Source organism: Pseudomonas sp. G3-19 (genome assembly GCF_054855875.1).
Map to the genome: position 1 here is coordinate 2,341,390 of NZ_JBMPIQ010000003.1, position 25,267 is coordinate 2,366,656.

Here is a 25,267-nt window from a genome sequence, read left to right on the forward strand (position 1 = left end):
AATGGTTTGATGAATAAATCTAGAACTTTTTTATCAAAAGGCCATTATTCCCGCTTCAGCGATCCCCCCGGCGCCGGCGCTCCACCAATGGCACCAGATAAACCGGCACCTTGGCCAATTGCAGGACCCGGGTCGCCGTGCGCCCCAAAGGCGTTTCCGCCCCTACGCCGTGGCTGTGAGTGCCTACGATCAGCAAATCCACAGAGAGTTTCTGCACCTGCTCGAGAATCACCTGCGCCGGATCGCCCTGCACCACCCGAACCGCGCAAATCCGCTGCAGATCCTGCTCGCCCTCGTCGCCCAGCTCTTCGCGAAAACTGTCCAGCACCCGTTGCTCGATATTGGCGATGACAGTTTTCAGACCCTGACTGTGAAATTCGTTCAATGCCTGTTCGTCGAGATAACTCTGCAACACCGATTCGGCAAACAGCCCCATGGGTTCCACTGCATGCACCACATACAAGTCGGCATTGAATGTCCGCGCCAGCGCCAGGGCATGCTGCATCACTAAAGGTGCGTACAGACCGAGGTCAGTGGCATACAGCATCGAACGAATCATATGACCTCCTCGCGTGCCAACATGGCGGAGATTTGATTCAGCTTAGCAGTGCCTTGGCGAGTACGACGTGCGACGCAACGTCTTGAAGCACTGGGGCTTTAGATCGACGGTTCGTTACTGATGCCATGCGGTACGTGTCCGGTGGCGACCACTTCGCGGGCGGCCTCGCAGTGGCCGGTCTGATCGTCGAAGAACACATCGGCAGCGAAGGCTTCGAGAAACGCCGATTTGGTCAGCCCGCCGAGAAACAGCGACTCGTCGAGGCGGATGTCCCACTCGCGCAAGGTGCGGATCACCCGCTCATGGGCCGGTGCCGAACGCGCGGTAACCAGCGCCGTGCGGATCGGGCAGTCGTCTTCGGGGAACTCGCGTTGCAGCGCATTGAGTGCCGCCAGAAAGCCCTTGAAAGGTCCACCGCGCAATGGCTCGCGCGCCGACTCCCGTTCCTTGGCCTGAAACGCCAGCAGCCCGCCAGCCTGATAAACGCGCTCGGATTCGTCGGAGAACAACACCGCGTCGCCGTCGAAGGCGATGCGCAACTCATCACTGGCCGCGCGACTGGCGCCGCCGGAGAGAATCGTCGCCGCGGCAAACCCGGCGTCCAGCGCGGCGCGCACATCCTCGGCGTGGGTGGACAGAAACAAGTCACAGCCAAACGCTTTGAGATAGGGATACGGACTGCGCCCGCCGACGAAGGCCGCCCGCGAGATGTCCAGCCCATAATGATCGATCGAGTTGAACGCGCGCAGGCCGGTGTCGGCACTGTTGCGCGAAACCAGAATCACCTCGACCCGGGCGCGGTCGAGGCGACTGTTGAGGCTCAGGAGTTTTTCTACCAGCGGGAACGCATCGCCGGGCGCGAGAATTTCGTCTTCGTGTTCGATCTGGTATTGCCGATAGGCTTCGACGCCGCTCGCCAGGTAGACCTTGTGACTCTCGCTCAGGTCGAACAAGGCGCGAGACGAAATCGCCAGCACCAGTTTGTCATCGATGTTCTTGGCCATGCCTTCCCCCACTCCCCCGAAAACCGACTCAAGTGTTGCGTCGGTCGATAAAACTCAATGTGCGATACAGCGCTTCGATCCGTGGCAACTCACAGCCTGCCGCTTTGGCTGCGGCCAATGGCCGGGCGTAAATCGCTTCCAGCTCCAGCGGCCGTTTATGCAGGAAATCGTGGTACATGCTCGGCCAATAGTCGGGCATTTTCTCGGTCATCATGAACAGGTAATCGGCGTAACCGGGCGGAACGTCGTGACCGCAGGCCCTGGCGCCCTGCACCACTTCGGCCATCAACGCCTGGATCAGCGCGCGACTGTCCGCGTCGGCCATCAGCGGCGTGGTGCCGGCGCCGAGCAACACCGAGAGACCGTTGTAGGGAATATTCCACACCAGTTTCTGCCAGCGCGCCTGTTGCAGATTGGGCATCGCCTGCGAATCGATGCCAGCGGCGCGGAACAGACCGGCACCCTCCTCGACCAGCGCCATGCGCGCCGCTTCATCCGCCGCCGGGCCACTGTGATAGCCGACATTCACCGCACCCAAGGCCTGATGGGTGATGTGTCCCGGCCCTTCGCGATGCACGCAGATCAGGCACAGACCACCGAGCATATGCAGGGAATCGGGCAGCAACTCGCGCAAGCTGTCTTCGACGTCCAGACCGTTCTGCAGCACCAGCACTTTCGCGCCGGGCCTGGCCGCGGCAATGATCGCCGGGGCCAGACCCGCGCTGCTGGTGGTCTTGGCGCCGACCAGCAACCAGTCGCAAGCCGGCATGTCCTCGGCCTTCGCATACGCCTGCACCGGGTTCAGCGTCAGGGTGCCATGCACGGCACTGTCCACCTGCAAACCACGTTCGGCCACCGCCGAGAATTCACTGCGCAGTAAAAAGTGCACATCGAAACCGGCCCGCGCCAGCATCAGACCGTAAAACCCGCCTATGGCCCCGGTGCCGATAATCCCGATCAACGGTTTGCTGTCTGCTCCCACCATCTATGGCAACTCCTCTGCAATTCGACCCAGCGCCTGCGCCACTGCCGCGTTCAGCGCAACGGCGGTCAGACGCGTGTGCAATGCCCCAAAGAACTCGCCGTCGCGCACCACAAACAGCGCCGGCAAATGAAAGACCTGATAGCGCTCCACCAACCCGCCGTTGTTGCCGGCATCGATCCAGCACAGGCGATCCACCGCCAGCTCGAACCCGGGCAACACCTCTCTGGCATAGCGGCAGCTGGAACAGCCGACGCTGGTGAAAATCACCAGCGAAACGCCGCTCATCGCCAGCAGCCGCTGGTCGGCGTCGAAATCGGTCAGCTCGGATTCGACCACTATACTGGGGGAAACAATGTCAAATGGCCGACACAGGGAGTCTGTGCTCATGGGACGTTTCATTCCTCATCCGGACGAAGTGCCGGTTGAATTAACCTTGCTCAAGCCCGAGTGTATTTCCAGGCAACAGCTGCACACTATCAGCCTCGGCGGGATCGCTTGCAATTATCACCGCGCGTGGCGCCACGGCACGGCGCTGCAAGTGCGCATGCCGACACTCAACGCCGACATCTGTTATCCGGGCTATGTCGCATGGTGTCTGCGGCGCAAAAAGGGCTATCTGCTGGGGATCGCGTTCACCGATGAGCAGACGCTGTTCAGTGCCCGGATGGGCGAACAGGTGTGCCAGATCGAGCGTTATTGCCGCATGAACGAGGCCCACGACGATCTGCAGGATATTCAGGCGCTGGCCCTGCAATGGGTCGAACAACACGCCGACGAGTTCTCCCACGATAGCGTGCGCAAGGCTTTTGCCCAGCCAGTGCTGGATTAAAGCGGCGTTTGCCCATTGTCGAGCCGCGTCTGACGCGCTAAGGTTCGGCTCCCCGACGCGCTTAAATCTGCTGTGCTCCGCCGCGCGGGGATCGCTGGCGGCCGGCACCCGTGACCTGACGAGTAAACGATGGCTGATTTACCGATCAACGACCTAAACGTCGCCTCTAACGAGACCCTGATCACTCCCGATCAGCTCAAGCGTGATATCCCTCTGAGCGATGCTGCGCTGCGCACCGTCACCAAGGGCCGCGAAGTCATTCGCAACATTCTTGATGGCACCGACCACCGTCTGTTCGTAGTGATCGGCCCGTGCTCGATCCACGATATCAAGGCTGCCCACGAATACGCCGATCGCCTCAAGGTGCTGGCGGAGGAAGTCTCCGACACCCTGTATCTGGTCATGCGCGTGTATTTCGAGAAGCCACGAACTACCGTCGGCTGGAAAGGCCTGATCAACGATCCGTACCTGGATGACTCGTTCAAGATTCAGGACGGTCTGCACATCGGTCGCCAGTTGCTGCTGGACCTGGCCGAGAAAGGCCTGCCGACCGCCACCGAAGCCCTCGACCCGATCTCCCCGCAGTACCTGCAGGACCTGATCAGCTGGTCGGCCATCGGCGCACGCACTACCGAATCCCAGACCCACCGTGAAATGGCTTCCGGCCTGTCTTCGGCTGTCGGCTTCAAGAACGGCACTGACGGCGGCCTGACCGTGGCGATCAACGCCCTGCAGTCGGTGTCCAGCCCGCACCGTTTCCTGGGGATCAACCAGGAAGGTGGCGTGTCGATCGTCACCACCAAGGGCAACGCCTACGGTCACGTGGTGCTGCGTGGCGGCAACGGCAAGCCGAACTACGATTCGGTCAGCGTCGCCCTGTGCGAGCAGGCGCTGAACAAGGCGAAGATCAAGCCGAACATCATGGTCGATTGCAGCCACGCCAACTCCAACAAGGACCCGGCCCTGCAACCGCTGGTGATGGAGAACGTCGCCAACCAGATCCTCGAAGGCAACCAGTCGATCATCGGCCTGATGGTCGAGAGTCATCTGAACTGGGGCTGCCAGGCCATCCCGAAAGACCTCGCCGACCTGCAATACGGCGTGTCGATCACCGATGCCTGCATCGACTGGTCTGCCACCGAGAACACCCTGCGCAGCATGCACGCCAAGCTCAAGGATGTTCTGCCGAAACGTCAGCGCAACTGATCAGCGTTTCAGGGGCATAAAAAAACGCCGGGCATTGCCCGGCGTTTTCGTGTGTGCGATTCAGATCTTGGCGGCGCGGCGCTGATGACGTTCCATGTAGCGCTCGACGTAGGAGCACGACGGGATCACCGTGTAACCCATTTCTTCGGCGTACTGCAGCGCGCTTTCGGTCAGCGCGGCGGCAATGCCACGGCCGCGCAAGGCGTTGGGCACGAAGGTGCGATAGATATCCAGGGTCTGTTTCCCCAGATCCATATAGGTCAGGTAGGCACGATGACCGTCCACATTGGTCTCGAACTGATGACCAGCCTGGTCATGGTGGATGGACAACGCCTCGCTCATCACTACTCCTCGCGGGTCTCGAATTCTGACCCCTACCTTACCGATGTTTTTCCGGCGAAGGAACATCTACGCCACCCCGTGCCTGATGGACACCGAGAAAAACCACACCGGTCTCGCGCAATCGAGCACGTGATAAATAGTAGGCACCATTGGCGAAAATGCTCAAGGTGCGCTCGTCATCGTGCTCGTTGACCGGGTGACTCCGATGGACGCAGCGGCAGGCGCAGGGAAGATCTTCCCGAAGCGCTCACCGGAACATTGCCGAATGTCGAGACTTAAGACGCAGCCTCTTCTTTAAAGTCACCTCAAGAGCGACAAAGATATGTGAGGCGTCATGCAAAATCGGAACAAAAGTGTAGACGAATACATCTAGGCACACTTGGTGCAAGACGCAGAAACTGCATCAGGCAACGGGAACTTTTTCTCATTAACACGCTCAAGCCGGGGCTTGCAGCTGGATACTTTTTATACAGGCCGGTTAAAAGTTGCTCGAAAAAGAATCAACGCCTACAATTTTTTTTGCTTCTTGCGTTAGGTCAGTTTACTTACTACAAGTAATGGGTAGTATGTACGCCGGCTATTTCCTCAATCGGAGGAGAAAGCCACTTAATTGAAAGTCCTTGAAGGGGAACACGATGAACAACGTTCTGAAATTCTCTGCTCTGGCTCTGGCCGCAGTTCTGGCTACCGGTTGCAGCAGCGCATCGAAAGAAACCGAAGCACGTCTGACCGCTACTGAAGACGCAGCTGCTCGCTCCCAAGCTCGTGCAGACGAAGCTTACCGTAAAGCTGATGAAGCTCTGGCTGCTGCTCAAAAAGCACAACAGACTGCTGACGAAGCTAACGAGCGTGCTCTGCGCATGCTGGACAAAGCTAGCCGCAAGTAATAATCCCTCGGGATTGTTATCAAGCCGACCCATTTTTTGGGTCGGCTTTTTTATTGCCGGTACTTTCCCCCGGGCAATAAAAAACCCGCCGACGCTGCACGCGCCTGCGGGTTTTGATCGACTTACTGCTGCAGGTCGATCGGGGTGTTCGAGACCATCGGCGCCGAGGTATTCGGTGTGCCGATTTCAGTTGGCAGGCCATCTTCGGCCGCTACCACATCACGCACGACATCCCAGTTCACGCGCAGGTTGTTGGTGACATCTTCGCGCTTGAGCATCGCATTGATCACTGCAGTGTGCTTGTCGACCACCGACGGGTTGCCCTTGTCATCGATGGGTGTGTGCGCTTCCAGATAGACCTTGCCGCCACTGCTGCCGAACTTGTACGCATCGTTGAGAATGCGCACCGAAGTGCCGACCGGCACCATGGCCGCCATTTCCAGCACGTTGTTGTTGAACATGCGGAAGCAGCCGTGGCTGGTGCGCATGCCGATGCCGAACTTCTTGTTCGAACCGTGGATCAGGTAGCCCGGTGTACCCAAGGTGAACTTGAACGGCCCCAGCGGGTTGTCCGGGCCGGCCGGTACCACGTTCGGCAGCGGATCACCGTCGGCGGCGTGCTCGGCCTTGATCGACGCCGGAGGGGTCCAGGTCGGGTTCGGCGTCTTGGCAGTGATCGAGGTGTGCGCGATTGGCGAGCCCCAACCTTCACGACCGATCCCCAGCGGGAAGGTGTACACCACGTTCCGGCCTTTCGGGAAATAGTAGAGGCGGTATTCAGCAAGGTTGATCACGATGCCTTCACGCGGACCCGGCGGCAGAATGAACCGGGTCGGCAGGACGATTTCAGTACCGGCGCCCGGCAGCCAGGCATCGACGCCCGGGTTGGCCGCGACCATTTCCGAATAACCCAGGTCGTACTTGGTGCCCAGGTCAGCGAAGGTGTCTTCGTATTTGGCCTTGATCACCTGCACCTGGCCGATGATGTCCTCACCGGGTGGTGGCAGGGGAAACTCCAATGCAGCAACGGGACCGGCCACACACAGGGCGGCAAGTGACAGGCAGCGGGTGACGGCAGGAAAGCGCGGCAACATCCGGAAAATCCTTCGCATGATCAACAAGGGTATAAGAGCGCGATTGTACACCGCACCTCGGGAATTCGGGGAGATGCGCCGATGGGCAGCCAGAAGTCTTCATGTAGGAGCTGTCGCAGGCTGCGATCTGTTGATCCTAGAGTTCGAAACGCAACTCAGGCCAGATCGGCGAGGTGCCGCGCTTCTGCGACTCGAGAATCGCCCGGCACAACGAACACAGACGCTGATCCTGAAACACCCGACGATCCACACTCGACCAACGCGGTTGTGCCGGCAGCAGACTGCCACACAACGTGCGGTCTGCCGAGCCACCGAGTTCGAGCTGACGGGTCACCAGATGCACCCGCACTTCCTGGCAGGCGAACAGATCCAGCTGTTCGTCAGGCTCGATCAGTTGGTAGGCAAACAGGGACCAGGCAGGACGCGGCATCGGGGGCTCCAAATAAGGGGGCGCCACATTAGCCGAAAGCCTGCCACTAGAAAAGCCTCATAACAGCGGTTTTAGCGTCGGCCAGACATTTTCCAGCAACTTGCCCTGAGCCCCGGCGGCCGGGTGCAGACCATCGGCCTGCATCAGCTCGGGATGCCCACCCACGCCGTCGAGGAAAAACGGCACCAGCGGGATTTTTTTATCGTCCGCAAGTTTGCCGTAGACCTCGGCAAAGGCATCGGTGTAACGCTTGCCGTAGTTGGGCGGCAATTGCATGCCCAGCAGCAACACCTTGGCGCCACTCTGACGCGAGCTGTCGATCATCGCCGCAAGGTTTTGTTGCAATTGCGTTGGCGGCATTCCGCGCAGGCCGTCGTTGCCCCCCAATTCGAGGATCACCAGTTCCGGCTTGTGCTCTGCAAGCAGCGCCGGCAGGCGTGCCTGGCCTCCGGCACTGGTGTCGCCGCTGATCGAGGCATTGACCACTTTGTCGTCAAAACCCTCCTGTTTGAGCCGTTGCTCGAGCAGCGATACCCACCCCAGGCGGGTATCCAGTCCGAAACCGGCGCTGATACTATCGCCAACGATCAGGACAGTACCCGCCGCTGCGTTCTGGGCCATGCACATCAAGGCCAGGCCAGCACTCAAAAACCACACACGCATCGGATTCTCCATGGGCGCAAGCATTCTCACCGCGAAGAACCTCAGCAAAGTGGTTCCCAGCGCGGAAGGTGAACTGACTATCCTGCACGAACTCAGCCTGGAACTGAACCAGGGCGACAGCCTGGCCATCGTCGGCGCGTCCGGTTCCGGCAAATCCACCCTGCTCGGCCTGCTCGCCGGCCTCGACCTGCCAAGCAGCGGCGAAGTCATCCTCGCGGGGCAAGGCCTGAGCAATCTCGACGAAGACCAGCGCGCGCGAATCCGTGCCGAACACGTGGGTTTCGTCTTTCAGTCCTTCCAGTTGCTGGACAGCCTCAACGCCCTGGAAAACGTCATGCTGCCGCTGGAACTCGATGGCCGCAAAGACGCCCGCGAACGCGCCACCGAACTGCTGCAACGGGTCGGTCTCGGCCAGCGCCTGACGCACTCGCCGCGCCAGCTCTCCGGCGGCGAACAACAGCGCGTGGCGATTGCCCGGGCCTTCGCTGCCGAGCCGGACGTGCTGTTCGCCGACGAACCCACCGGCAACCTCGACAGCCACACCGGCGAGCGCATCAGCGACTTGCTGTTCGAACTGAACAAGGAACGCGGCACCACCCTCGTGCTGGTGACCCACGACGAACGCCTGGCCCATCGCTGCCGGCGCCTGATCCGACTTGAAGCCGGGCTGCTGGTTGCCCCTCTGGAGCCTTGATGGCACGTCTGCCGCTGTTGCGTCTGTTCAGTCTCGCCCTACGTCAACTCATGCGCGATGCCCGCGCCGGCGAATTGCGCGTGTTGTTTTTTGCCTTGGTCGTGGCGGTCGCGGCGAGTACTGCCATCGGCTACTTCGGCGCCCGCCTCAACGGTGCGATGATGCTGCGCGCCACCGAGTTCCTTGGCGCCGACCTGGTGCTTGAGGGCAGCTCGCCGGCCCGCGACGAACAGATCCGCAGCGGCACCGAGCTGCGCTTGAATCATGCGCAGGTGGTGGAGTTTTCCAGCGTCATTGCCACCGACAATGGCATTCAGTTATCGAGCATCAAAGCCGTCGACCGCGCCTACCCGCTGCGCGGCGAGCTGAAAAGTGCCCCGGCCCCGTTTGCCGCTGAAACCTCGGGCGGCGAGCCGCAACCCGGTGAAGCGTGGGTTGAAGCTCGTCTGCTGACTGCGCTGGATCTGAAGATCGGCGACAGCATCGACGTCGGCATGAAAACCTTGAAGCTGACCCGCGTGCTGACTTACGAGCCGGATCGCGCCGGCAACTTCTACAGCCTCACGCCTCGGGTGATGATCAACCTCGAGGACCTCGCCGCCACTGGCGTGGTCCAGCCCGGCAGCCGCGTGAGTTATCGCGAGTTGTGGCGCGGCGAACCGCAGGCGCTGGAAACCTATCGACAACTGCTCAAACCCGGTCTGGCCGCCAATCAGCGCATTCAGGATGCGCGCGACGGCAACCGGCAGATTGGCGGCGCACTGGGCAAGGCCGAGCGCTACCTGAACATGGCCAGTCTGGTCGCGGTGCTGTTGGCCGGTGTGGCCGTGGCGCTGTCGGCCAACCGCTTCGCCAGTCGCCGTTTCGATGCCAGTGCCTTGCTGCGCTGCCTCGGTTTGTCGCGTCGGGAAACCATGCTGTTGTTCAGCATTCAACTGACCGTACTTGGCCTGTTCGCTGCCCTCAGCGGCGCAGTGCTCGGCTGGCTGGCGCAACTGGGCCTGTTCGCTCTATTACATGATCTACTGCCTGCCGATGTGCCACCGGGCGGCCTGTTTCCGGCACTCGCCGGGATCGGCACCGGGCTGGTGGCGCTGGCCGGCTTCGCCCTGCCGCCACTTGCCGCGCTGGGTCGGGTGCCACCGCTGCGGGTACTGCGCCGCGACATGCTGCCGATTCCGTCGAGCACCTGGATGGTCTATGGCGCGGCGCTGGGTGCACTGGGCCTGATCATGTGGCGTCTGAGTCTGGATCTGCTGCTGACCTTCGCCCTGCTTGGCGGTGGCGTGGTCGCTGCGCTGGTGCTGGGTGGCTTGCTGCTGTTGTTGCTCAACAGCCTGCGCCGAATGCTCGCCCGCGCGCCGCTGCCGTGGCGTCTCGGCCTGGGGCAGCTGCTGCGTCATCCACTGGCCGCTGCCGGTCAGGCGCTGGCGTTCGGTCTGATTCTGCTGTCGATGGCGCTGATCGCCCTGCTGCGTGGCGAGCTGCTCGACACCTGGCAAAACCAGTTACCGAAAAACGCCCCCAACTACTTCGCCCTGAACATCCTGCCGGCGGACAAACAGGCCTTCACCGACCACTTGATCAAGGTGTCCGCGCAGGCGGCGCCGCTGTACCCGGTGGTGCCGGGACGGCTGATCAGCATCAACGGCGAACCGGTGCAGCAGATCGTCAGCAAGGATTCGGCCGGCGACCGTGCCGTGCAACGTGACTTGAGCCTGACCTGGGCCGCCGACCTGCCGGCCGGTAACAAGCTCACCGCCGGTACGTGGTGGACCGGGCAACCCTCGGACGACGTACCGGGCGTGTCGGTTGAAGGTAAAGTCGCCGAAAGCCTCAAGCTCAAACTCGGCGATCACATGGTGTTCAGCGTCGGCGGGGTCAATCGTGAAGCGAAAGTCACCAGCCTGCGCGAGATCAACTGGGACAACTTCCAGCCGAACTTCTTCATGATCTTCCAGCCCGGCACCCTGAAGGATCTGCCGGCGACTTACCTGACCAGTTTCTATCTTGCACCCGGTCACGATCAGCAGATCGTCGAGCTGTCACGGGCATTCCCGGCGGTGACCATACTTCAGGTCGAAGCCCTGCTCGAACAACTGCGCAGCATCCTCGCCCAGGTCACCCTGGCGGTGGAATACGTGTTGTTGTTTGTGTTGGCGGCGGGGATGGCGGTGCTGTTCTCCGGCTTGCAGGCAACCCTGGATGAACGCATTCGCCAAGGTGCGCTGCTGCGTGCGCTGGGCGCGCAACGGCAGTTGCTGGTCAAGGCCCGGCGCATCGAGTTCGGCTTGCTCGGTGCGGTCAGCGGCTTGCTGGCAGCCATCGGTTCGGAAGTGGTGAGTCTGGTGTTGTATCGCTTTGCCTTCGATCTACCTTGGCATCCGCATCCGTGGTTGCTGGTGCTGCCATTGATTGGCGCCGCACTGATTGGTGGTGCCGGCGTGTTCGGCACGCGTCGGGCATTGAATGCGAGCCCGCTGACAGTTTTGCGCGAGGGTTGATAGACTCCAGCCTTAGTCACCACAAGAAGTTGCCATGAGCCGTTATCGCCCTCCTCGCACCGCCGGCACCGCGCTGATCACCCCTGAAGGTGAAGCGCGGATGCGCGCCGAATTCCATGAGCTGTGGCATGTACGCCGCCCGCAGGTGACGCAAGCGGTCAGCGAAGCAGCGGCGCAGGGTGATCGTTCGGAAAACGCCGAGTACACCTACGGCAAGAAAATGCTGCGCGAGATCGACAGCCGCGTGCGATTTCTCACCAAGCGTCTCGAAGCACTGAAGGTCGTCAGCGAAAAACCCAGCGATCCGAACAAGGTCTACTTCGGCGCCTGGGTCACCATCGAGGACGAAGACGGCAAGCAGTCGTGCTACCGCATCGTCGGTCCGGATGAACTGGATCTGAAACTGGGTCTGATCAGCATCGACTCACCACTGGCCCGCGCCTTGATCGGCAAGGCGCTGGACGCCGAAGTCCGGGTACAGACGCCAACCGGTGAGCAGTTTGTCTATATCGTGGCGATCGAATATCCCTGAGCGTTTCAGCGGCGAGTGATCAAACCCTGCCGCGCAACGCGGGTCAGTTGCTTGATCATTTCCGGCGCGTCTTCAGCGCTCGGTGCCTGAATCACCGCCAGGTCAAAACTGTCACTGGCAAACCGCGCCAGCGACTCGCCATCTTCAACGAACTGGATCAGGAACGCGGCAGGACCGCCGCTGCGACGTGGCCAGCCATCGAGATAACGCAACAGCGTCGGCTGATGTTTGCCGCCAAGCAGGATTTTCGGGTTGCGCTGGGTGATATGTGCCGTGATCGGCGCGGGACGTGCTGGAGGGCGTAGTGCATTCATCGTGTCGTGTCTCTGCCTCAAAAGTCTGCATGGCAGGTGAGAGGCAACACCGAACCAGCGCTTTAGCGGTATTTCGAAGCCCTGTTCCGGCTTCTGACGGCAACTGTCTGAGTCACCTGGCGCCCCGCAAGTAGCTGTTTAAATCGGCGCATGAGCAACATCCTAGATAACGTGACCGATGAGTGTCAAGAATCGGCCGCAACAAAAAAGGCCCGCACAATGCGGGCCTTTTGCTTGAGCCAGAGCGCTCAACCGGCGATGGCGCGATCTACCGACAGCTTGCCGGCGCCTTCGATCATCACCGCGAGGCTGCCACCGAGCAGCGCCAGGGCGAACTCGTAACCGTTGTTGGCCATGAACAGACCGTTGCTGATGTGTACGGTGAAGATCGCCACCAGCGACAGGAAGGTCAGACCCAGCGCCGCCGGGCGCACCAGCAGGCCGATGATCAGCGCCAGACCGGCGAAGAACTCGGTACCGCCGGCCAGCGTGGCCATCAGGTAACCCGGGTGCAGACCGATGCTGTCCATGTATTGCGCGGTGCCCGCCAGACCGTAACCACCGAACAGACCAAACAGTTTTTGCGAACCGTGGGCGGCGAAGATCACGCCGACCGCGATACGCAGAATGGTCAGGCCGTAACCGGCGCGAGTGAACAGAACCTTGTTGATCAGAGAGCTCATGGGGCATTCCTTGTTTTGCGAGAAGTGTGTTGGGATTGGCCGCTATATTAATCAGTTAAATTCATGTTAAAAGCGCAATTATTCCGCCATAACAATCAAATTATTAGATCATTTCCGTGAAGCGACTTTCTGTCCCCGGGGCTCCAGCGACTCCCGCTCCCGGTCGAACGCCAGGTAATACTTGTTCACGCTATTAACATAGCTGACGGGGCCCATGCCCACCTGCTCCATGGCGATGCGCTCGACCTGAAAGAACCACTGGTTCGGATTCAGCCCGCGCCGCCGTGCCTCGGCGCGCATGCCCTGCACCCGCTCCGGGCCGATATTGTAGGCCGCCAGGGTGAACGCCATGCGCTCGCGCTCATTGAGTTTCGGACTGTTGAAAAACTTGCGGCGAATCATCGCCAGGTACTTGGCCCCGGCCTGCACATTCGCATCGAGATTCTGGATATTGTTCACACCGACCCGCTGCGCTGCGGACGGGGTAATCTGCATCAACCCGGTCGGGCCACTGCCGCTGCGGCCGCTGGGTTGCAGAGCTGACTCCTTGAAGGCCAGCGCCGCCAGATTCAGCCAGTCCATGCTTTGCGCGTCGGCGTGTTTTTGCAGGGTCGGGCGCAGTTTCTCCAGACGCTGGCGGTCAGCCTTGGCCAACGGATAATGCACTTGATAGAGCCGTCGATAAATCCGCAGAAACTCTGCATCCTCGTTCGCCGGCTTCCTGTAGCCGACCAGGAAACGATCGATGCTCGCCCGCAGCATCGAGGCATCACGGCGCACGAACCAGTATTCCTCACCCGGCTCGCTGATCATCAATTGTCGGTCAAAACGCAGCTTGGGCAGGATCTTGCCCCAACGCTCGGCGATCGGTTGCTCGACGATGGTCAGGTGGAAAATCCCGCCCTGCACCATCTCCAGCACGTCCTCGACCGCCAGCGTCGGATCGACCCATTCGATCTTGATCGGCGCCAGTTTGTGCAACGCCAGTTTCTGATTGAGCTGGCTGACCGCCTCCCCCGCCGCGCTGCCGGTGGGCAAGGCCAGGGTTTTGCCGGAAAGCTGCTCGACCTTTGTGTAACGGCGCTCGCCCTTGATGCCGACCAGCACCAGCGGCACGTTGCTGGCGATCGGCTCACTGCTGGCCACCGCGTGGCCGGGTTGCAGATCGAGCAGCTCACCGGGCGCGACCAGATCTCCTTCACCACGCTGCAACGCGCCGAGCAGTTGATCCTTGGCTTTGGGAATGATCTTGAGGGTAATTTCCTGACCATCGCGGGCGTGGCCATTGAGGTATTGCTCGAAGGCGCGCAGGCGATGGTATTCGACGCCGATGGCCTGACCCTGGACTTCACCGGAACTGTTGCGACTCTGATTGACCAGCACGCGCAACACTCGACTGCTGCGGATCTCCGACAGGTCACGAACCTTGGCGGCCGGCACGGCTTGCTGTGGCCCGGGCAAGCGCGCAACCGCCGTTATCGGCAGCAGCAGTGACGCGCACAACAGGAGCAAAACCGAGGGACGATGCATCCACTCTCCGGAAAGAATACGGGGTGATTTCACCGCTGAACGGTCGAAATCACCGACGAAAACAGAGCGCCTGGAGCGCTGGCAAAGTGCGAGAGACTGGCACAGTGATGGCTTTTCTGCCAACCCGGGCTACGTCACGGCATCAAAAGACAGCTATAACTCGTTGTAGTTCTTGGCTTTTCTTATAAATCTACAGCTCTGGTATGCTTTCCGGCCTTCGGCCCGAGGTAGAACCATGCAACTCATCGATATCGGCGTCAACCTGACCAACCCCAGTTTCGCCGAAAAACATCAGGCCGTGCTCGACCGCGCCTACGCTGCCGGGGTCTGCCAACTGGTGCTGACCGGCACCAGCGTCGAGAGTAGCGAACAGGCGCTGGAGCTCTGCCGGCAACTGGATCAAAGCGGCCAGCGGCTGTTTGCCACCGCTGGCATTCACCCGCATTCGGCCAGTGACTGGAACGCTGACAGCGCGCGTCGTTTGCGCAGTCTGCTGCAAGAGCAAAACGTGGTCGCCGTGGGCGAATGCGGGCTGGATTTCAACCGTGATTTCTCGCCGCGCCCGCAACAGGAAAAAGTCCTCGAAGAACATCTGGCGCTGGCAGTAGAACTGCAATTGCCGGTGTTCCTGCATGAGCGGGATGCCAGTCAGCGTCTGCTGGAAATCCTCAGGGACTTCCGCGACCAACTGCCCGCCGCCGTGGTGCACTGCTTTACCGGCGAGCAAAAAGCCCTGTTCAGTTACCTCGATCTGGACCTGCACATCGGCATCACCGGCTGGATCTGCGACGAGCGCCGTGGCACGCATCTGCACCCGCTGGTCAAGGAGATCAAGCGCGGACGACTGATGCTCGAAAGCGACGCGCCGTACCTGCTACCGCGCACCTTGCGCCCAAAGCCGAAGAACGGCCGTAATGAGCCAGCGTATCTGACCGAGGTGCTGCGCGAAGTGGCGCTGCATCGGGGCGAGACCGAGGAAGATCTGGCTGCGCACACAACGGCTTGTGCCCGCGCGTTCTTCAACCTCCCCGCCCTGCCCTGACACGCCTCAAATCCCATTGTGGGAGCGGGCTTGCTCGCGAAGGCGGTGTGTCAGTCATTGTTAATTAACTGAACCACCGCATTCGCGAGCAAGCCCGCTCCCACAAAGGGGCTCAGCGTAGAACCTGTTGACCTGTATCAAGATCTTCAGATCTGCATAGCGGCACAATGCTGGCACCTTGCCAAAACTGTTTCCGCTATCAGAGAAGACCTCCATGGGTGCCTGGCTTAGCAATATCTCGCTGAAATACAAATTCTGGGCGGTCAATGCGGTCGCTTTCGTCACCACCCTGCTGCTGGTGCTGTACGCCGTGCAACTTGAGCAGCAGGCACGCAGCCTCGCGTCGAAAACCTCCGCACAGGCCCAGGCGCAATTGCTCAAGGCGTGGCCGGACGGGCAGGCGCTGCCCAAGGCCGATCAAGTGCTGACTTTCAAACGCGGTGAAGCGCCGCGCCTCAACGATCAACCCGTGCTGGAGATCAGCGATAGCAACGGCTGGAACGAGATCAATCATCTGCCGCTGTTCGGCAACAACCCGCTGCTGGGCGCTGAAGTGTTCAGCCGTGCCGACGGCGAGCAAGTCGCGGTCATCGCCTATGGCCCAAGTCTGGCGCAAGTGTTCAGTGATCGTTTTGCCAACTACGCGGTGGCGGTGTTCATCCTGATGCTGGCCATGCTCGGCGCTTCGCAACTGCTGATCCGCTTCCTGCTCAGTCAGCTCAACACCTTGAAAGACGTGATGCTGCATGTCGAGAAGAGCGGTGATCTCTCGGCCCGCGTGCCGCTGGCCTGCAAGGACGAAGTCGGGCAAATGGCCAATGCGTTCAACGCGATGCAGGCCGGTTATCAGCGCGTGGTCACCACGGTCGCCAACACCGCGCGGCAACTCGACGTCGGCGCTGCGCGTCTGGCAGCAAGCATGAACGAAGTGCGCCACGGCATGCTCGGTCAACAGAGCGAGACCGATCAGGCCGCCACCGCAATCAATGAAATGACTGCCACGGTTTATCACATCGCCCAGCACGCCGGCGCCACCCGCGATCTGTCGCAGACTGCCGATGGCCTCGCGGGCAGCGGCCAGCAAGTGGTCAGCCGCGTGCAGCAGTCGATTGCCGGACTCTCCAGCGGCGTGCAGCAGACCGCCGAGATGATTCAGCGCCTGGCCGAAGACAGCCAGAAGATCAACGGCGTAGTCAGTGTGATTCACAGCATTGCCGAGCAAACCAATCTGCTGGCCCTCAACGCCGCCATCGAAGCGGCGCGTGCCGGCGAGATGGGCCGCGGTTTTGCGGTGGTCGCTGATGAGGTGCGCAACCTGGCGAAACGTGTGCAGACCTCCACCGATGAAATCACCACCATGGTCTCGGCGCTGCAGGCCGGCACCCGCGATGCGGTGGACTTCATGCAGGAGAGTTCGTACAAGGCCGACGACTGCGTGCAGCAGGCGCAGGAGGCTGGCGAGGCGCTGGCGGAAATCACTGGCGCGGTGGCGCAGATGCGCGAGAGCAACACGCAGATTGCGGTGGCGGCGGAGCAGCAGAGTCAGGTCGCGGAAGAGATGAATCGGGCGGTGGTGAGCATTCGTGATGTGACCGAAAACACCGTGCAACAGACCGTGGATTCGGCGACTACCAGTAATGAGTTGGCGACGCTGGCCGGGGAGTTGAGCAAGGCCATCGGTCAACTCAAACTTTAAGGGACTCATCGCGAGCAGGCTCACTCCTACAGGGGATTTGTGTACGCAGCAGATCCTTTGTAGGAGTGAGCCTGCTCGCGATGGCGTCAATTGCAACACCATCGAATCCAGCCATTGCACCTATCACCACCATAGCCAACCTTGATTCGCCGCCCCACCCGCCCCGGCCTATTCTTCAAGCATGTGTTCAACATGGATCGAGGAGTAGTCAACATGGGCAAACGTCACCCCAATCTTCCCGCGTGGCAATGGCGCGCGTACCCGAACAATCACCAGCATCCGACCAATCTGGTGCTGCACCTGATTGCCGTGCCGCTGTTCATCGTTGCATTTCTGTTGATCGTGTCCGGCGTGTTCAGCTTGAGTCTGGCCAGTATTGCCATCGGTGTGATCGGTATCGTCGCGGCGCTGGGTCTGCAGCGCCACGGCCACAGCCTGGAGGCGCAAGCCTCCGAGCCGTTCAGTGATCGTAAAGATGCCGTGTCGCGCTTGCTGGTCGAGCAGTTTCTGACCTTTCCGCGGTTTTTCCTCAGTGGCGGCTGGTGGCGCGCCTGGCGGGAGCGCCACCGTCGGCATTGAGTGACTCAGGCAAAAATCGTCACGGTCTGCCGACTCATGGCGATCAACTCTCCCTCCGCGCTCCACAACTTGGCGGCGACATGGCCATAGCCGTCGGCGGCGTATTCGATGTCTGCCAGATATTTGCACCAGTCCAGCGTGCTCAACTCGCGTAACGGCTGCACGAATTCAATAGTCCAGGTCAGCGTGCTGCCCGGTGCCGGCTTCTTCAGGTACGGCAACAAGGCCGGTGGCCACGCATCCACCAGCGCCAGCAGATGCGCCTCATTGACCGGCTCTTCCTTCACATCGCCACGCAAACGCACCCAGCCGCCCATCTGTCGCGACTTGTTGCCGGTGAACGGCATGCCGCCAACGCTCCAGCGCATCGCCAGATGGCGCATGAACTCCGGAGTCACGCCCTTGATGTAGGGCAACTCCTGGCATTCTTCCCAGTGTTTCATTTCAGTTGCCGGATAGGCCTCGACTGCGACTTCCGAAGGTCGCGAAGCACCAAAGCTGCCCTGCACGATCGTCACTACCTGACCGTTCTGCACAGCCCGGCCCAGCACTTGGCTGACCGCTTTGCCTTCGCGCAACACATCGACTTCGAAGCTCACCGGGACTTCCGGTTCGACCGGGCCGACAAAGGTGATCGCCAACGAACGCACCGGGCGCTCCGCCGGCACTTGCGCGCGCATGGTTTCGTATTGCAGCGCCGCGACCAGGCCACCAAAACTGGCCCGACCCTGACCCCACTCGGCAGGAATGATCACTTCTGGCTGGCGACGAACCGCCTCGATCAGATCGGAAAAGCGCATGACAACCTCGGCAAGCGAAAAAAGGAATGCAGCGATCTTAACCAGCATGGCAGAGCGCTGCAGCGTCTATTCCGGTCAAATGGACTGACAGAAAGGCCTTAAGGTCAGGAAGATAATCGAATGTGGGAGCGGGCTTGCTCGCGAAAGCGGTGTATCAGTAGACACATCTGTGACTGGCACACCGCTTTCGCGAGCAAGCCCGCCCCACAGGGGATCTGAGTGGATTCAGGATTTGAAACAGGCTGAACTGAGTTTTTCCAGCACCCGATCGGCCTTGGCTTCAGCCTTGATCAGGCCCGCCTGCCACGTCGCGACGCAGGGTTGCAGATCGCTTTCCAGTTCGGCCCGCGCCAGCCACTGCCAGCAATCGTGCCAGTCACCCAGCGCGCCCTGCGCCGACTTCAGCCGCTCCAGCGCCGGCTCAGGCAGGCGATCGAGTTCCGGATAGGCTTCGATGCCATACCGCACGCGCTTGATCAGCAAGCGCAGACGATGGCGGTCGTGGGCGGGATCGTGCAGCGCCTCGTCGAGTTTCTTCCATTGTTTGTGCAGGCGTTTTTCGATGCGTTTGCCCAGGCCCTTGAGCAGGCCCTGACGCTCGGAGGCACGCAGGAATCGTGGGAAAGCGTCGAGAATGATCAGCAGCGAAGCCACTTCGGCGCTCGCTGCCAATGCTGGATAGGCTTCGTCCATTTGCGCCATGCGTCGCTGTGCGGCTTGCGGTTGATCATGCTTGAGCAGGTACGCCGCCAGTACCTCGCGATCGCGCCACGGGGTGGTCAACTGACCGACCGCCGAGGCGGCACCTTCCAGTTGCTCGACTCCGGGCAAACCACGCAAGGGTCGCAACAGGCTGCGCAAGCGCCGCACCGTGGTGCGCAAGTCGTGCAGCGCCTCGGGGTCGGTACGCGCGGTCAGGCGCGCCTGACAGGCCAGCAATCGCACTTCCAGACTCAGGACATGAGCCACCGACCGATCCACCAACGCAGACATCACTTGCTCCTGATTCACATGGCTTGAAGGATGAGTCTGCCGTGAGAAGGCAGGCGCATCCTTGCGTCAAGTCAGCAGCTTAGCGTCCGGCGCGGGATTCGCGAATATAGAAACGGGCTTTCTCGGCCTTGTTGCTGCAACCTTCGAAGCCTTCAAATTGCTGCTGAGTCTTGGCCGCGGTCAGCAGCGACAGCGCCTTGGAGTAGCTGACCGTGCCGGCGAAACCTTCGGCCTTGGCCAGGTCCAGTTCATGCCACGCCGCATCCAGCTGACTGCCACAGCTGTCCCGATAAGCAGTCTTGCCAGCGCAACCGGCCAATGCCAGGGCGATCAACGGCACACAGATCCAGGCTTTCATCACTCACACCTCAAAATAGGTCAACAGTCGTGCAGGTAAGACGTTGCGGCGCGGGAAAAGTGCCTTGGCGCCCCATGAATCTGCGGTGACCAGAGCATAGCGCCGAGCGGTCACGGAGTATCGAAAAAACGACGCCCCTGCCGTCTCCAGCGACCCTGCCGATTGTCGCCCGCCCCCGGATGGGTGCATTGTGGAGCCTTGTCGGGAGGAAGTTTGATGAAAAAGCGTGTCGCACTGGTGCTGGGCTCCGGAGGCGCCCGGGGCTATGCCCATATCGGGGTCATTGAGGAAATCGAAAGACGCGGTTACGACATTGCCTGCATTGCCGGTTGTTCGATGGGCGCGGTGGTCGGCGGGATCTATGCCGCAGGCAAACTCGACGAGTACCGCACCTGGATCGAAACCCTCGATTATCTGGATGTGCTGCGGCTGGTAGACGTGAGTTTTCGCCTCGGGGCGATACGTGGCGAAAAGGTCTTCGGGCAGATCCGCAAGATCGTCGGCGAGATCAACATCGAAGACCTGCGCATTCCCTACACCGCGGTCGCTGCCGACCTGACCAACCAACAGGAAATCTGGTTTCAGGAAGGCTGCCTGCATCAGGCGATGCGCGCCTCGGCGGCAATTCCCAGCCTGTTCACCCCAGTGATGCAGGGCAACCGGATGCTGGTGGACGGCGGCATTCTCAACCCGTTGCCGATCGTTCCGGTGGTCTCCAGCCACTGCGACCTGATCATCGCGGTCAACCTCAACGCGACCAACCAGCGCCACTACAAATTGCCGGTGATTCAGCGCCCGCCCGCGTTTCGTTCGCGCTTCGACAGCCTGCTCAGTTCGCTGGGTTCGAAGATGCCGTTCCGCCGCAAACAGGCCGAGCAATTGCTGTTGCTGGAACAGGAAGCGCTGCGCGCCGAAGCCGCCGACATAAACCCGTGGCTGGAAGGCAGCGAACCGGAAAGTCAGCAACCGGCAGCGGCACCCGAGCGCGAAGGCGCGCCGAAGTCCGCCACCGGTTCTTTCATCATCGACAACGTCGGGCCGGCGTCACTGCTGGACCTGATCAACCAAAGTTTCGAGGTGATGCAGACCTCGTTGGCGCAATACAAGATCGCCGGCTATCCGCCGGACATCCTGATCAACGTGCCAAAGCGCGTGTGCCGGTTTTTCGAGTTCTACAAGGCGCCGGAACTGATCGCGCTGGGGCGGGAGATTGCGCGGGATACGCTGGATCGGTATGAGAGTGAGCAGAGTAGAGAGCCCTGAAGTTCTCGGCTGGCTGTCAGGGCCTCTTCGCGAGCAAGCCCGCTCCCACAGTGGCCGGGTGTGAAACACAAAATTTCAATCACACCGAAGAACCCTGTGGGAGCGGGCTTGCTCGCGAAGGCGTCAGCTCAGCCACCCCAAAACCTACAGGCTGTTCTCACTCAACAACCGATACCCAACCCCCGCCTCCGTCACAATAAACCGCGGCCGCGTCGGATCATCCGCCAGTTTCTGTCGCAAATGCCCAACGACAATCCGCAGGTAATGACTGTCCTCGGTATGCGTCGGCCCCCAGATGTCCTTGAGCAATTGCTGCTGGGTGATCACCCGGCCCGGATGCCGTGCCAGTTGCGCCAACACTGCGTATTCCTTGCGAGTCAGCGCCACTTCGACGCCGTCGAGCAGCACTCGTCGATAGGCCAGGTCCACGGTCAACGGGCCAAACGTCAGCGCCGCCTGTTGCGCCTCGCCGGCCGGTGCCTGACGCAACAGCGCACGGACCCGGGCGAGGAATTCCTGAATGCCGAACGGCTTGGTCACGTAGTCGTTGGCGCCGCCATCCAGCGCCTGGACTTTCTGCCCTTCGCTGGCCCGCACCGACAGCACCAGCACCGGCGCGGTGGCCCACTCGCGAAACTCGCGCAGCACCTGCTGGCCGTCCATGTCCGGCAGGCCGAGGTCGAGCACCAGCAGGTCGGGCTTGTTCAGCGCCGCCTGGGCCAGGCCCTCGGCACCGGTGCCGGCCTCGAGCACCTTGTAGCCTTGTGAGGCGAGGCTGATGCGCAGGAATTTGCGGATCTGCGGTTCGTCATCGATGACCAAAATGGTCGCGGTCTGGCTCATGAATTCACATCGACACAAAAGATTGGCAAGAGAGTAGCGCAGTCGCGATCAGGCTTCATTGTCCATCCCCGGTTGCGTCTGCAACGGCAGGTGCAGGGTGATGCTGGTGCCGCGCCCGTCAATGCCGTCGGCGACGCTGATCCGCCCGCCATGCGCGCCGACCATGCCCTGACAGATCGCCAGGCCAAGACCGGTGCCCTGCCCGCCGCGATCGCCACGAGCGGCGGTGTAGAACATGTCGAAAATCTTCGCCCGCTCCTCTTCGGGAATCCCCGGCCCTTCATCGCTGACCGTGAAGAAAATCTCGTCTTCACTCGCCCCGGCACTCAGTTGCAAACGACCGTGAGCCAGCGAGAAGCGTGCGGCGTTTTCCAGCACATTGACCAGCGCCTGCTCGATCAGCGCCGCATGCACGAACAGCAGCGGCAACTCGGACGGCACATCGGTGCTGACCTGCAACGGCGCGAGCACCGCACGCAGGCGATTGAGCGAACTGCCGACGATGTCCGCCGGCGCTACCCAGTCGCGCGCGAGCTTCAATGCACCATGGCCGAGGCGGGTCATGTCCAGCAGGTTCTGAATGTAGCGATCGAGGCGTTCGGCTTCGTCGCGGGTGCCTTCGAGCAACTCGCGGCGATCCTCCAGCGGAATGGCTTCGCCGAGGGCCAGCAGGCTGTCGATGCTGCCGCGCATGGCGGTCAGCGGTGTGCGCAGATCATGCGATACCGAGGCCAGCAGCGCACTGCGCAACTGCTCGGTTTCACCGTGCAGGCGCGCGGCTTCCAGATCGTCCGCCAGTTGCGCCCGCGCCAGCGCCTGCGCCAGTGGCTGACTCAACGCGGTGAGCAGGCGTCGACGCTGGCCGCTCAAGGTCTGGCCCTCTTTGGCGCAGACCCCGAGCAGCGCCAGCGGCCCGTCCTCCACCGACAGCGGCCACCACCACCAGCGACCGAACGGCAGCGTGCCGGTGCCCATGCCGGCCGGTTGATCGTGTTGCCAGGCCCAGTCGGCGGCGGCGCGTTCCGATTCGCTGAATTCCAGCGGCCCGCCGGTCTCGACTTTCCAGCCGCCCTGCCCGTCGCGGTTGAGCAGGCACAATTGCAGATCGCTCCAGCCGTTGAGGTGCTGCGCCGCAGCGCTGACTACCGCCTGACGATCCGTTGCCGCAGTCAGTTTGCGCGACAGATCGAGCAGCTCTGTGGTCTCTTCTTGCGTGTCGCGCAACGCCTGCAACTGCCGCCGCTGACGCGCCGCGAGATTGCCGGTGAGCGCCGCCATCAGCAGGAAGAACAGCAAGGTCAGAACATCTTCTTCGCGCTGGATGGCGAAGGAAAAATTCGGCGGAATGAACAGGAAGTCGTAGGTCAGAAACGACAACGCCGCGCAGGCCAGCGCCGGGCCCAGACTGCTGCGCACCGCCACCAGCAGCACCGCCGCGAGGAACACCAGCGAGATGTTTGGCAGCGGCAAAATACTCGATACCGCCCAGGCCAGGGCACTGGCCAACAGCGTGGCAACCAGCGCCAACAGATAGTCGAACCAGACCAGCGTCGGCGTCGTTCGCAGGCGCTGTTGCGGGTGCTCATGGTCGTTGTCGAGGACGTTGATTTCCAGGCCGTGGGCCTGGCGCAGCAAACGCGCGGCGAGCCCGCCACCGAACAGGCGACGGCGCAGACTCGGCCGCGACTGGCCGACCAGCAGCAGACTCGCCCGGCGTTCGGCAGCATGCTGAATCAGGGTTTTCGCCACTTCGCCGGCGCGTAACAACACCACTTCGCCGCCGAGGCGTTCAGCCAGTTGCTGGGCATTTTGCAGGCGCAGGCGCGATTGCTCGTCGCGCACTGTGCCGTTGTCGACATGCACCAGACTCCACGGCAAATGCCGACGCTGGGCCACGCGGCTGGCGTGACGCACCAGGCGTTCGGCATGCGCATCGCCATCGACGCCGACCAGCAAACGTCCGCGCACCGCCGGAGCCGCCTGACCGAGTTGGCGATAGCCTTGCGCGAGATCGTTATCGACCTGCGCGGCCGCCGTTTGCATCGCCAGTTCGCGCAACGCGGTAAGGTTGGTCTGGGTGAAAAACGCATCGATCGCCGCCCGCGCCTGTTCCGGCACGTAGACCTTGCCTTCGCGCAGACGCTCCAGCAATTCACGCGGCGGCAGGTCGATCAGCAGCAGTTCGTAGGCTTCCTGCAGCACCCAGTCCGGCAGGGTTTCGCGCACCTGCACGCCGGTGATGCCGCGCACCTGATCGTTGAGGCTTTCCAGGTGCTGGACGTTGACCGTGGTGTAGACGTCAATGCCGGCGGCAAGCAGTTCCTGAATATCCTGCCAGCGCTTGGCATGTCGGCTGCCGGGGGCGTTGGTGTGCGCCAGCTCATCCACCAGCACCAGCTTGGGTTTGGCCGCGAGCAGGCCGTCGAGGTCCATTTCTTCGAGCATCACGCCACGGTATTCCGAGCGCACCAGCGGCTGCTGCGGCAAACCGCCGAGCAGCGCTTCGGTTTCTGCACGGCCATGGGTTTCGACGACACCGGCGATGATTTTCACGCCCTGGCGCAATTGCGTGTGCGCGGCCTGGAGCATCGCGTAGGTCTTGCCGACCCCGGGGGCGGCGCCGAGGAAAATCTTCAGCCGGCCACGGCCGTCGCGGGGCAGGTCTGCTAACAGCGCGTCGGCGCGGCCGGAGTCGCTCATGCTTGATCTCTTCAGTCAGATGTTTATGCGTTGCCAGTTATGGCCTCTTCGCGAGCAAGCTCGCTCCCACAGGTTCAGTGTTGCTCTTGTGGGAGCGAGCTTGCTCGCGAATGGCCGCGCCGCAGAATTACAGCTTTTCCAGCGCCATGTTCAGCTCCAGCACATTCACCACCGGCGGCCCCACCAGCGGCTGTTCGATGTGCGCATCGAGCAGTTGCTGCAAAGTCGACATAGGCAGGTTGCGCGCTTGCGCGACACGCGCCAGTTGATAGGCAATTGCCGCCGGTGGCAAGTGCGGATCGAGGCCGCTGCCGGAGGTGGTCAGCAGCGCCAATGGCACCGGCCCCTGGCCGGGCACCTGCAACTTGTTGGCGTCGTCGATCACCCGCGTGGCCAGCGCCGGATTGCTCGGCGCGAGGTTGCTGGCGCTGCTGGACACGGTGGCAAAGGCGCCCGCCGAAGGGCGCGGATGGAACCACGCATCACCGACGAAATCCTGGGCGATCAACGACGAGCCGCGCACCTTGCCATCGGCGTCGTGCACCAGGCTGCCGTTGGCCTGTTCAGGGAAAGCGACCTGCGCAACGCCGGTCACCACCAGTGGATAGGCCACGCCGGTGATCAGGGTCATCAGCACCAGCAGGCTCAGGGCCGGACGTATCATTGTGGACATTGCAAAATCCTCGAATTCGTTGGGCAAACTTTTGCGGGGTACCAGGGAGATCTTTTCCCCCTCA

General features: G+C 61.5%; 27 protein-coding genes. 10 read left to right on the forward strand and 17 right to left on the reverse strand.

What is annotated here, in order from left to right:
• Window positions 1–55: 55 nt before the first annotated feature.
• From ACOYXI_RS10750 to ACOYXI_RS10765, 4 genes are all read right to left on the reverse strand, one after another.
• Window positions 56–559, reverse strand: coding sequence for a universal stress protein (locus tag ACOYXI_RS10750; RefSeq protein ID WP_461674827.1), 504 nt, complete (start codon window positions 557–559; stop codon window positions 56–58).
• Between the two features lie 98 nt (window positions 560–657).
• Window positions 658–1,563, reverse strand: a complete 906-nt coding sequence (locus tag ACOYXI_RS10755; protein ID WP_027613454.1) for a 5'-nucleotidase — start codon at window positions 1,561–1,563, stop codon at window positions 658–660.
• A gap of 28 nt (window positions 1,564–1,591) precedes the next feature.
• Window positions 1,592–2,548: a putative 2-dehydropantoate 2-reductase gene (locus tag ACOYXI_RS10760; protein WP_461674828.1), complete on the reverse strand. Its 957-nt coding sequence runs from the start codon at window positions 2,546–2,548 to the stop codon at window positions 1,592–1,594.
• Window positions 2,549–2,935, reverse strand: coding sequence for a thioredoxin family protein (locus ACOYXI_RS10765; protein ID WP_027613456.1), 387 nt, complete (start codon window positions 2,933–2,935; stop codon window positions 2,549–2,551).
• Between ACOYXI_RS10765 and ACOYXI_RS10770 the strand changes: the two genes are divergently transcribed.
• Both ACOYXI_RS10770 and ACOYXI_RS10775 read left to right on the forward strand, forming a co-directional pair.
• Window positions 2,934–3,377, forward strand: coding sequence for a PilZ domain-containing protein (locus ACOYXI_RS10770; protein ID WP_258675551.1), 444 nt, complete (start codon window positions 2,934–2,936; stop codon window positions 3,375–3,377). The two genes, ACOYXI_RS10765 and ACOYXI_RS10770, sit on opposite strands and share 2 nt — an antisense overlap.
• A 129-nt stretch (window positions 3,378–3,506) precedes the next feature.
• Window positions 3,507–4,583 (forward strand): 3-deoxy-7-phosphoheptulonate synthase, encoded by a 1,077-nt coding sequence (locus ACOYXI_RS10775; RefSeq protein WP_008079929.1) that lies wholly within the window; start codon window positions 3,507–3,509, stop codon window positions 4,581–4,583.
• A gap of 60 nt (window positions 4,584–4,643) precedes the next feature.
• On the opposite strand, the gene ACOYXI_RS10780 is transcribed toward ACOYXI_RS10775, so the two are convergent.
• The gene (locus tag ACOYXI_RS10780) at window positions 4,644–4,925 is read right to left on the reverse strand and encodes a GNAT family N-acetyltransferase (protein ID WP_003226804.1); all 282 of its coding nucleotides are present in this window, start codon (window positions 4,923–4,925) and stop codon (window positions 4,644–4,646) included.
• A 635-nt stretch (window positions 4,926–5,560) separates the two neighbouring features.
• Here ACOYXI_RS10780 and oprI point away from each other — a divergent pair.
• On the forward strand, window positions 5,561–5,812 hold the full coding sequence (oprI, locus tag ACOYXI_RS10785; protein WP_003199355.1) for an outer membrane lipoprotei OprI: 252 nt from the start codon (window positions 5,561–5,563) through the stop codon (window positions 5,810–5,812).
• A gap of 122 nt (window positions 5,813–5,934) precedes the next feature.
• Here the strand turns inward: oprI and ACOYXI_RS10790 are convergent, their stop codons facing one another.
• From ACOYXI_RS10790 to ACOYXI_RS10800, 3 genes are all read right to left on the reverse strand, one after another.
• On the reverse strand, window positions 5,935–6,906 hold the full coding sequence (locus ACOYXI_RS10790) for a L,D-transpeptidase family protein (RefSeq protein ID WP_098964907.1): 972 nt from the start codon (window positions 6,904–6,906) through the stop codon (window positions 5,935–5,937).
• A 136-nt stretch (window positions 6,907–7,042) separates the two neighbouring features.
• Entirely contained in the window at window positions 7,043–7,336 is a 294-nt protein-coding gene (locus ACOYXI_RS10795) for a hypothetical protein (protein ID WP_003226812.1), read from the reverse strand.
• 57 nt (window positions 7,337–7,393) lie between these two features.
• Entirely contained in the window at window positions 7,394–7,999 is a 606-nt protein-coding gene (locus ACOYXI_RS10800; RefSeq protein ID WP_007964780.1) for an arylesterase, read from the reverse strand.
• A gap of 10 nt (window positions 8,000–8,009) precedes the next feature.
• Between ACOYXI_RS10800 and ACOYXI_RS10805 the strand changes: the two genes are divergently transcribed.
• The 3 genes from ACOYXI_RS10805 to greB are packed head-to-tail and all read left to right on the forward strand — an operon-like array spanning window position 8,010 to window position 11,729.
• Entirely contained in the window at window positions 8,010–8,693 is a 684-nt protein-coding gene (locus ACOYXI_RS10805; RefSeq protein WP_007964778.1) for an ABC transporter ATP-binding protein, read from the forward strand.
• Window positions 8,693–11,197, forward strand: a complete 2,505-nt coding sequence (locus tag ACOYXI_RS10810; protein ID WP_461674829.1) for an ABC transporter permease — start codon at window positions 8,693–8,695, stop codon at window positions 11,195–11,197. Before ACOYXI_RS10805 ends, ACOYXI_RS10810 begins: the two co-directional genes overlap by 1 nt.
• A gap of 34 nt (window positions 11,198–11,231) precedes the next feature.
• A complete protein-coding gene (gene greB, locus ACOYXI_RS10815; RefSeq protein ID WP_461674830.1) occupies window positions 11,232–11,729 on the forward strand; it encodes a transcription elongation factor GreB in 498 nt (165 codons plus the stop codon).
• A 5-nt stretch (window positions 11,730–11,734) separates the two neighbouring features.
• Here greB and ACOYXI_RS10820 read toward each other — a convergent pair whose 3' ends face one another.
• From ACOYXI_RS10820 to ACOYXI_RS10830, 3 genes are all read right to left on the reverse strand, one after another.
• Window positions 11,735–12,043 (reverse strand): hypothetical protein, encoded by a 309-nt coding sequence (locus ACOYXI_RS10820; RefSeq protein ID WP_003226820.1) that lies wholly within the window; start codon window positions 12,041–12,043, stop codon window positions 11,735–11,737.
• Window positions 12,044–12,291: 248 nt separating this feature from the next.
• Window positions 12,292–12,726 carry a DoxX family protein gene (locus ACOYXI_RS10825; RefSeq protein WP_007964771.1) on the reverse strand — a complete coding sequence of 145 codons (435 nt, stop codon included), beginning with the start codon at window positions 12,724–12,726 and terminating at the stop codon, window positions 12,292–12,294.
• A 108-nt stretch (window positions 12,727–12,834) separates the two neighbouring features.
• Complete coding sequence (locus ACOYXI_RS10830; RefSeq protein ID WP_461674831.1) at window positions 12,835–14,256, reverse strand: MltF family protein; 1,422 nt, start codon at window positions 14,254–14,256, stop codon at window positions 12,835–12,837.
• A gap of 235 nt (window positions 14,257–14,491) precedes the next feature.
• On the opposite strand from ACOYXI_RS10830, the gene ACOYXI_RS10835 reads away from it, so the two are divergent.
• The 3 genes from ACOYXI_RS10835 (at window position 14,492) to ACOYXI_RS10845 (ending at window position 17,573) form a co-directional block, all read left to right on the forward strand.
• Window positions 14,492–15,298 (forward strand): TatD family hydrolase, encoded by an 807-nt coding sequence (locus tag ACOYXI_RS10835; protein WP_134787025.1) that lies wholly within the window; start codon window positions 14,492–14,494, stop codon window positions 15,296–15,298.
• A 214-nt stretch (window positions 15,299–15,512) separates the two neighbouring features.
• Window positions 15,513–16,994, forward strand: coding sequence for a methyl-accepting chemotaxis protein (locus ACOYXI_RS10840; protein ID WP_461674832.1), 1,482 nt, complete (start codon window positions 15,513–15,515; stop codon window positions 16,992–16,994).
• A gap of 213 nt (window positions 16,995–17,207) precedes the next feature.
• Complete coding sequence (locus ACOYXI_RS10845) at window positions 17,208–17,573, forward strand: Mpo1-like protein (RefSeq protein ID WP_027612458.1); 366 nt, start codon at window positions 17,208–17,210, stop codon at window positions 17,571–17,573.
• 5 nt (window positions 17,574–17,578) lie between these two features.
• On the opposite strand, the gene ACOYXI_RS10850 is transcribed toward ACOYXI_RS10845, so the two are convergent.
• The 3 genes from ACOYXI_RS10850 to ACOYXI_RS10860 form a co-directional block, all read right to left on the reverse strand.
• A complete protein-coding gene (locus ACOYXI_RS10850; RefSeq protein WP_461674833.1) occupies window positions 17,579–18,373 on the reverse strand; it encodes an acyl-CoA thioesterase in 795 nt (264 codons plus the stop codon).
• Window positions 18,374–18,598: 225 nt separating this feature from the next.
• Window positions 18,599–19,366 carry a CHAD domain-containing protein gene (locus tag ACOYXI_RS10855; protein ID WP_461674834.1) on the reverse strand — a complete coding sequence of 256 codons (768 nt, stop codon included), beginning with the start codon at window positions 19,364–19,366 and terminating at the stop codon, window positions 18,599–18,601.
• A 79-nt stretch (window positions 19,367–19,445) separates the two neighbouring features.
• On the reverse strand, window positions 19,446–19,724 hold the full coding sequence (locus ACOYXI_RS10860; protein WP_007963692.1) for a hypothetical protein: 279 nt from the start codon (window positions 19,722–19,724) through the stop codon (window positions 19,446–19,448).
• Window positions 19,725–19,940: 216 nt separating this feature from the next.
• Between ACOYXI_RS10860 and ACOYXI_RS10865 the strand changes: the two genes are divergently transcribed.
• The gene (locus ACOYXI_RS10865) at window positions 19,941–20,987 is read left to right on the forward strand and encodes a patatin-like phospholipase family protein (protein WP_027612455.1); all 1,047 of its coding nucleotides are present in this window, start codon (window positions 19,941–19,943) and stop codon (window positions 20,985–20,987) included.
• A gap of 144 nt (window positions 20,988–21,131) precedes the next feature.
• On the opposite strand, the gene ACOYXI_RS10870 is transcribed toward ACOYXI_RS10865, so the two are convergent.
• The 3 genes from ACOYXI_RS10870 to kdpC all read right to left on the reverse strand — a co-directional run bounded on the left by ACOYXI_RS10870 (window position 21,132) and on the right by kdpC (window position 25,203).
• A complete protein-coding gene (locus tag ACOYXI_RS10870; protein ID WP_003226844.1) occupies window positions 21,132–21,830 on the reverse strand; it encodes a response regulator in 699 nt (232 codons plus the stop codon).
• 48 nt (window positions 21,831–21,878) lie between these two features.
• Window positions 21,879–24,530 carry a DUF4118 domain-containing protein gene (locus ACOYXI_RS10875; protein ID WP_461674835.1) on the reverse strand — a complete coding sequence of 884 codons (2,652 nt, stop codon included), beginning with the start codon at window positions 24,528–24,530 and terminating at the stop codon, window positions 21,879–21,881.
• Window positions 24,531–24,657: 127 nt separating this feature from the next.
• Window positions 24,658–25,203 (reverse strand): potassium-transporting ATPase subunit KdpC, encoded by a 546-nt coding sequence (gene kdpC, locus ACOYXI_RS10880; RefSeq protein ID WP_096794945.1) that lies wholly within the window; start codon window positions 25,201–25,203, stop codon window positions 24,658–24,660.
• Between the last annotated feature and the right edge of the window lie 64 nt (window positions 25,204–25,267).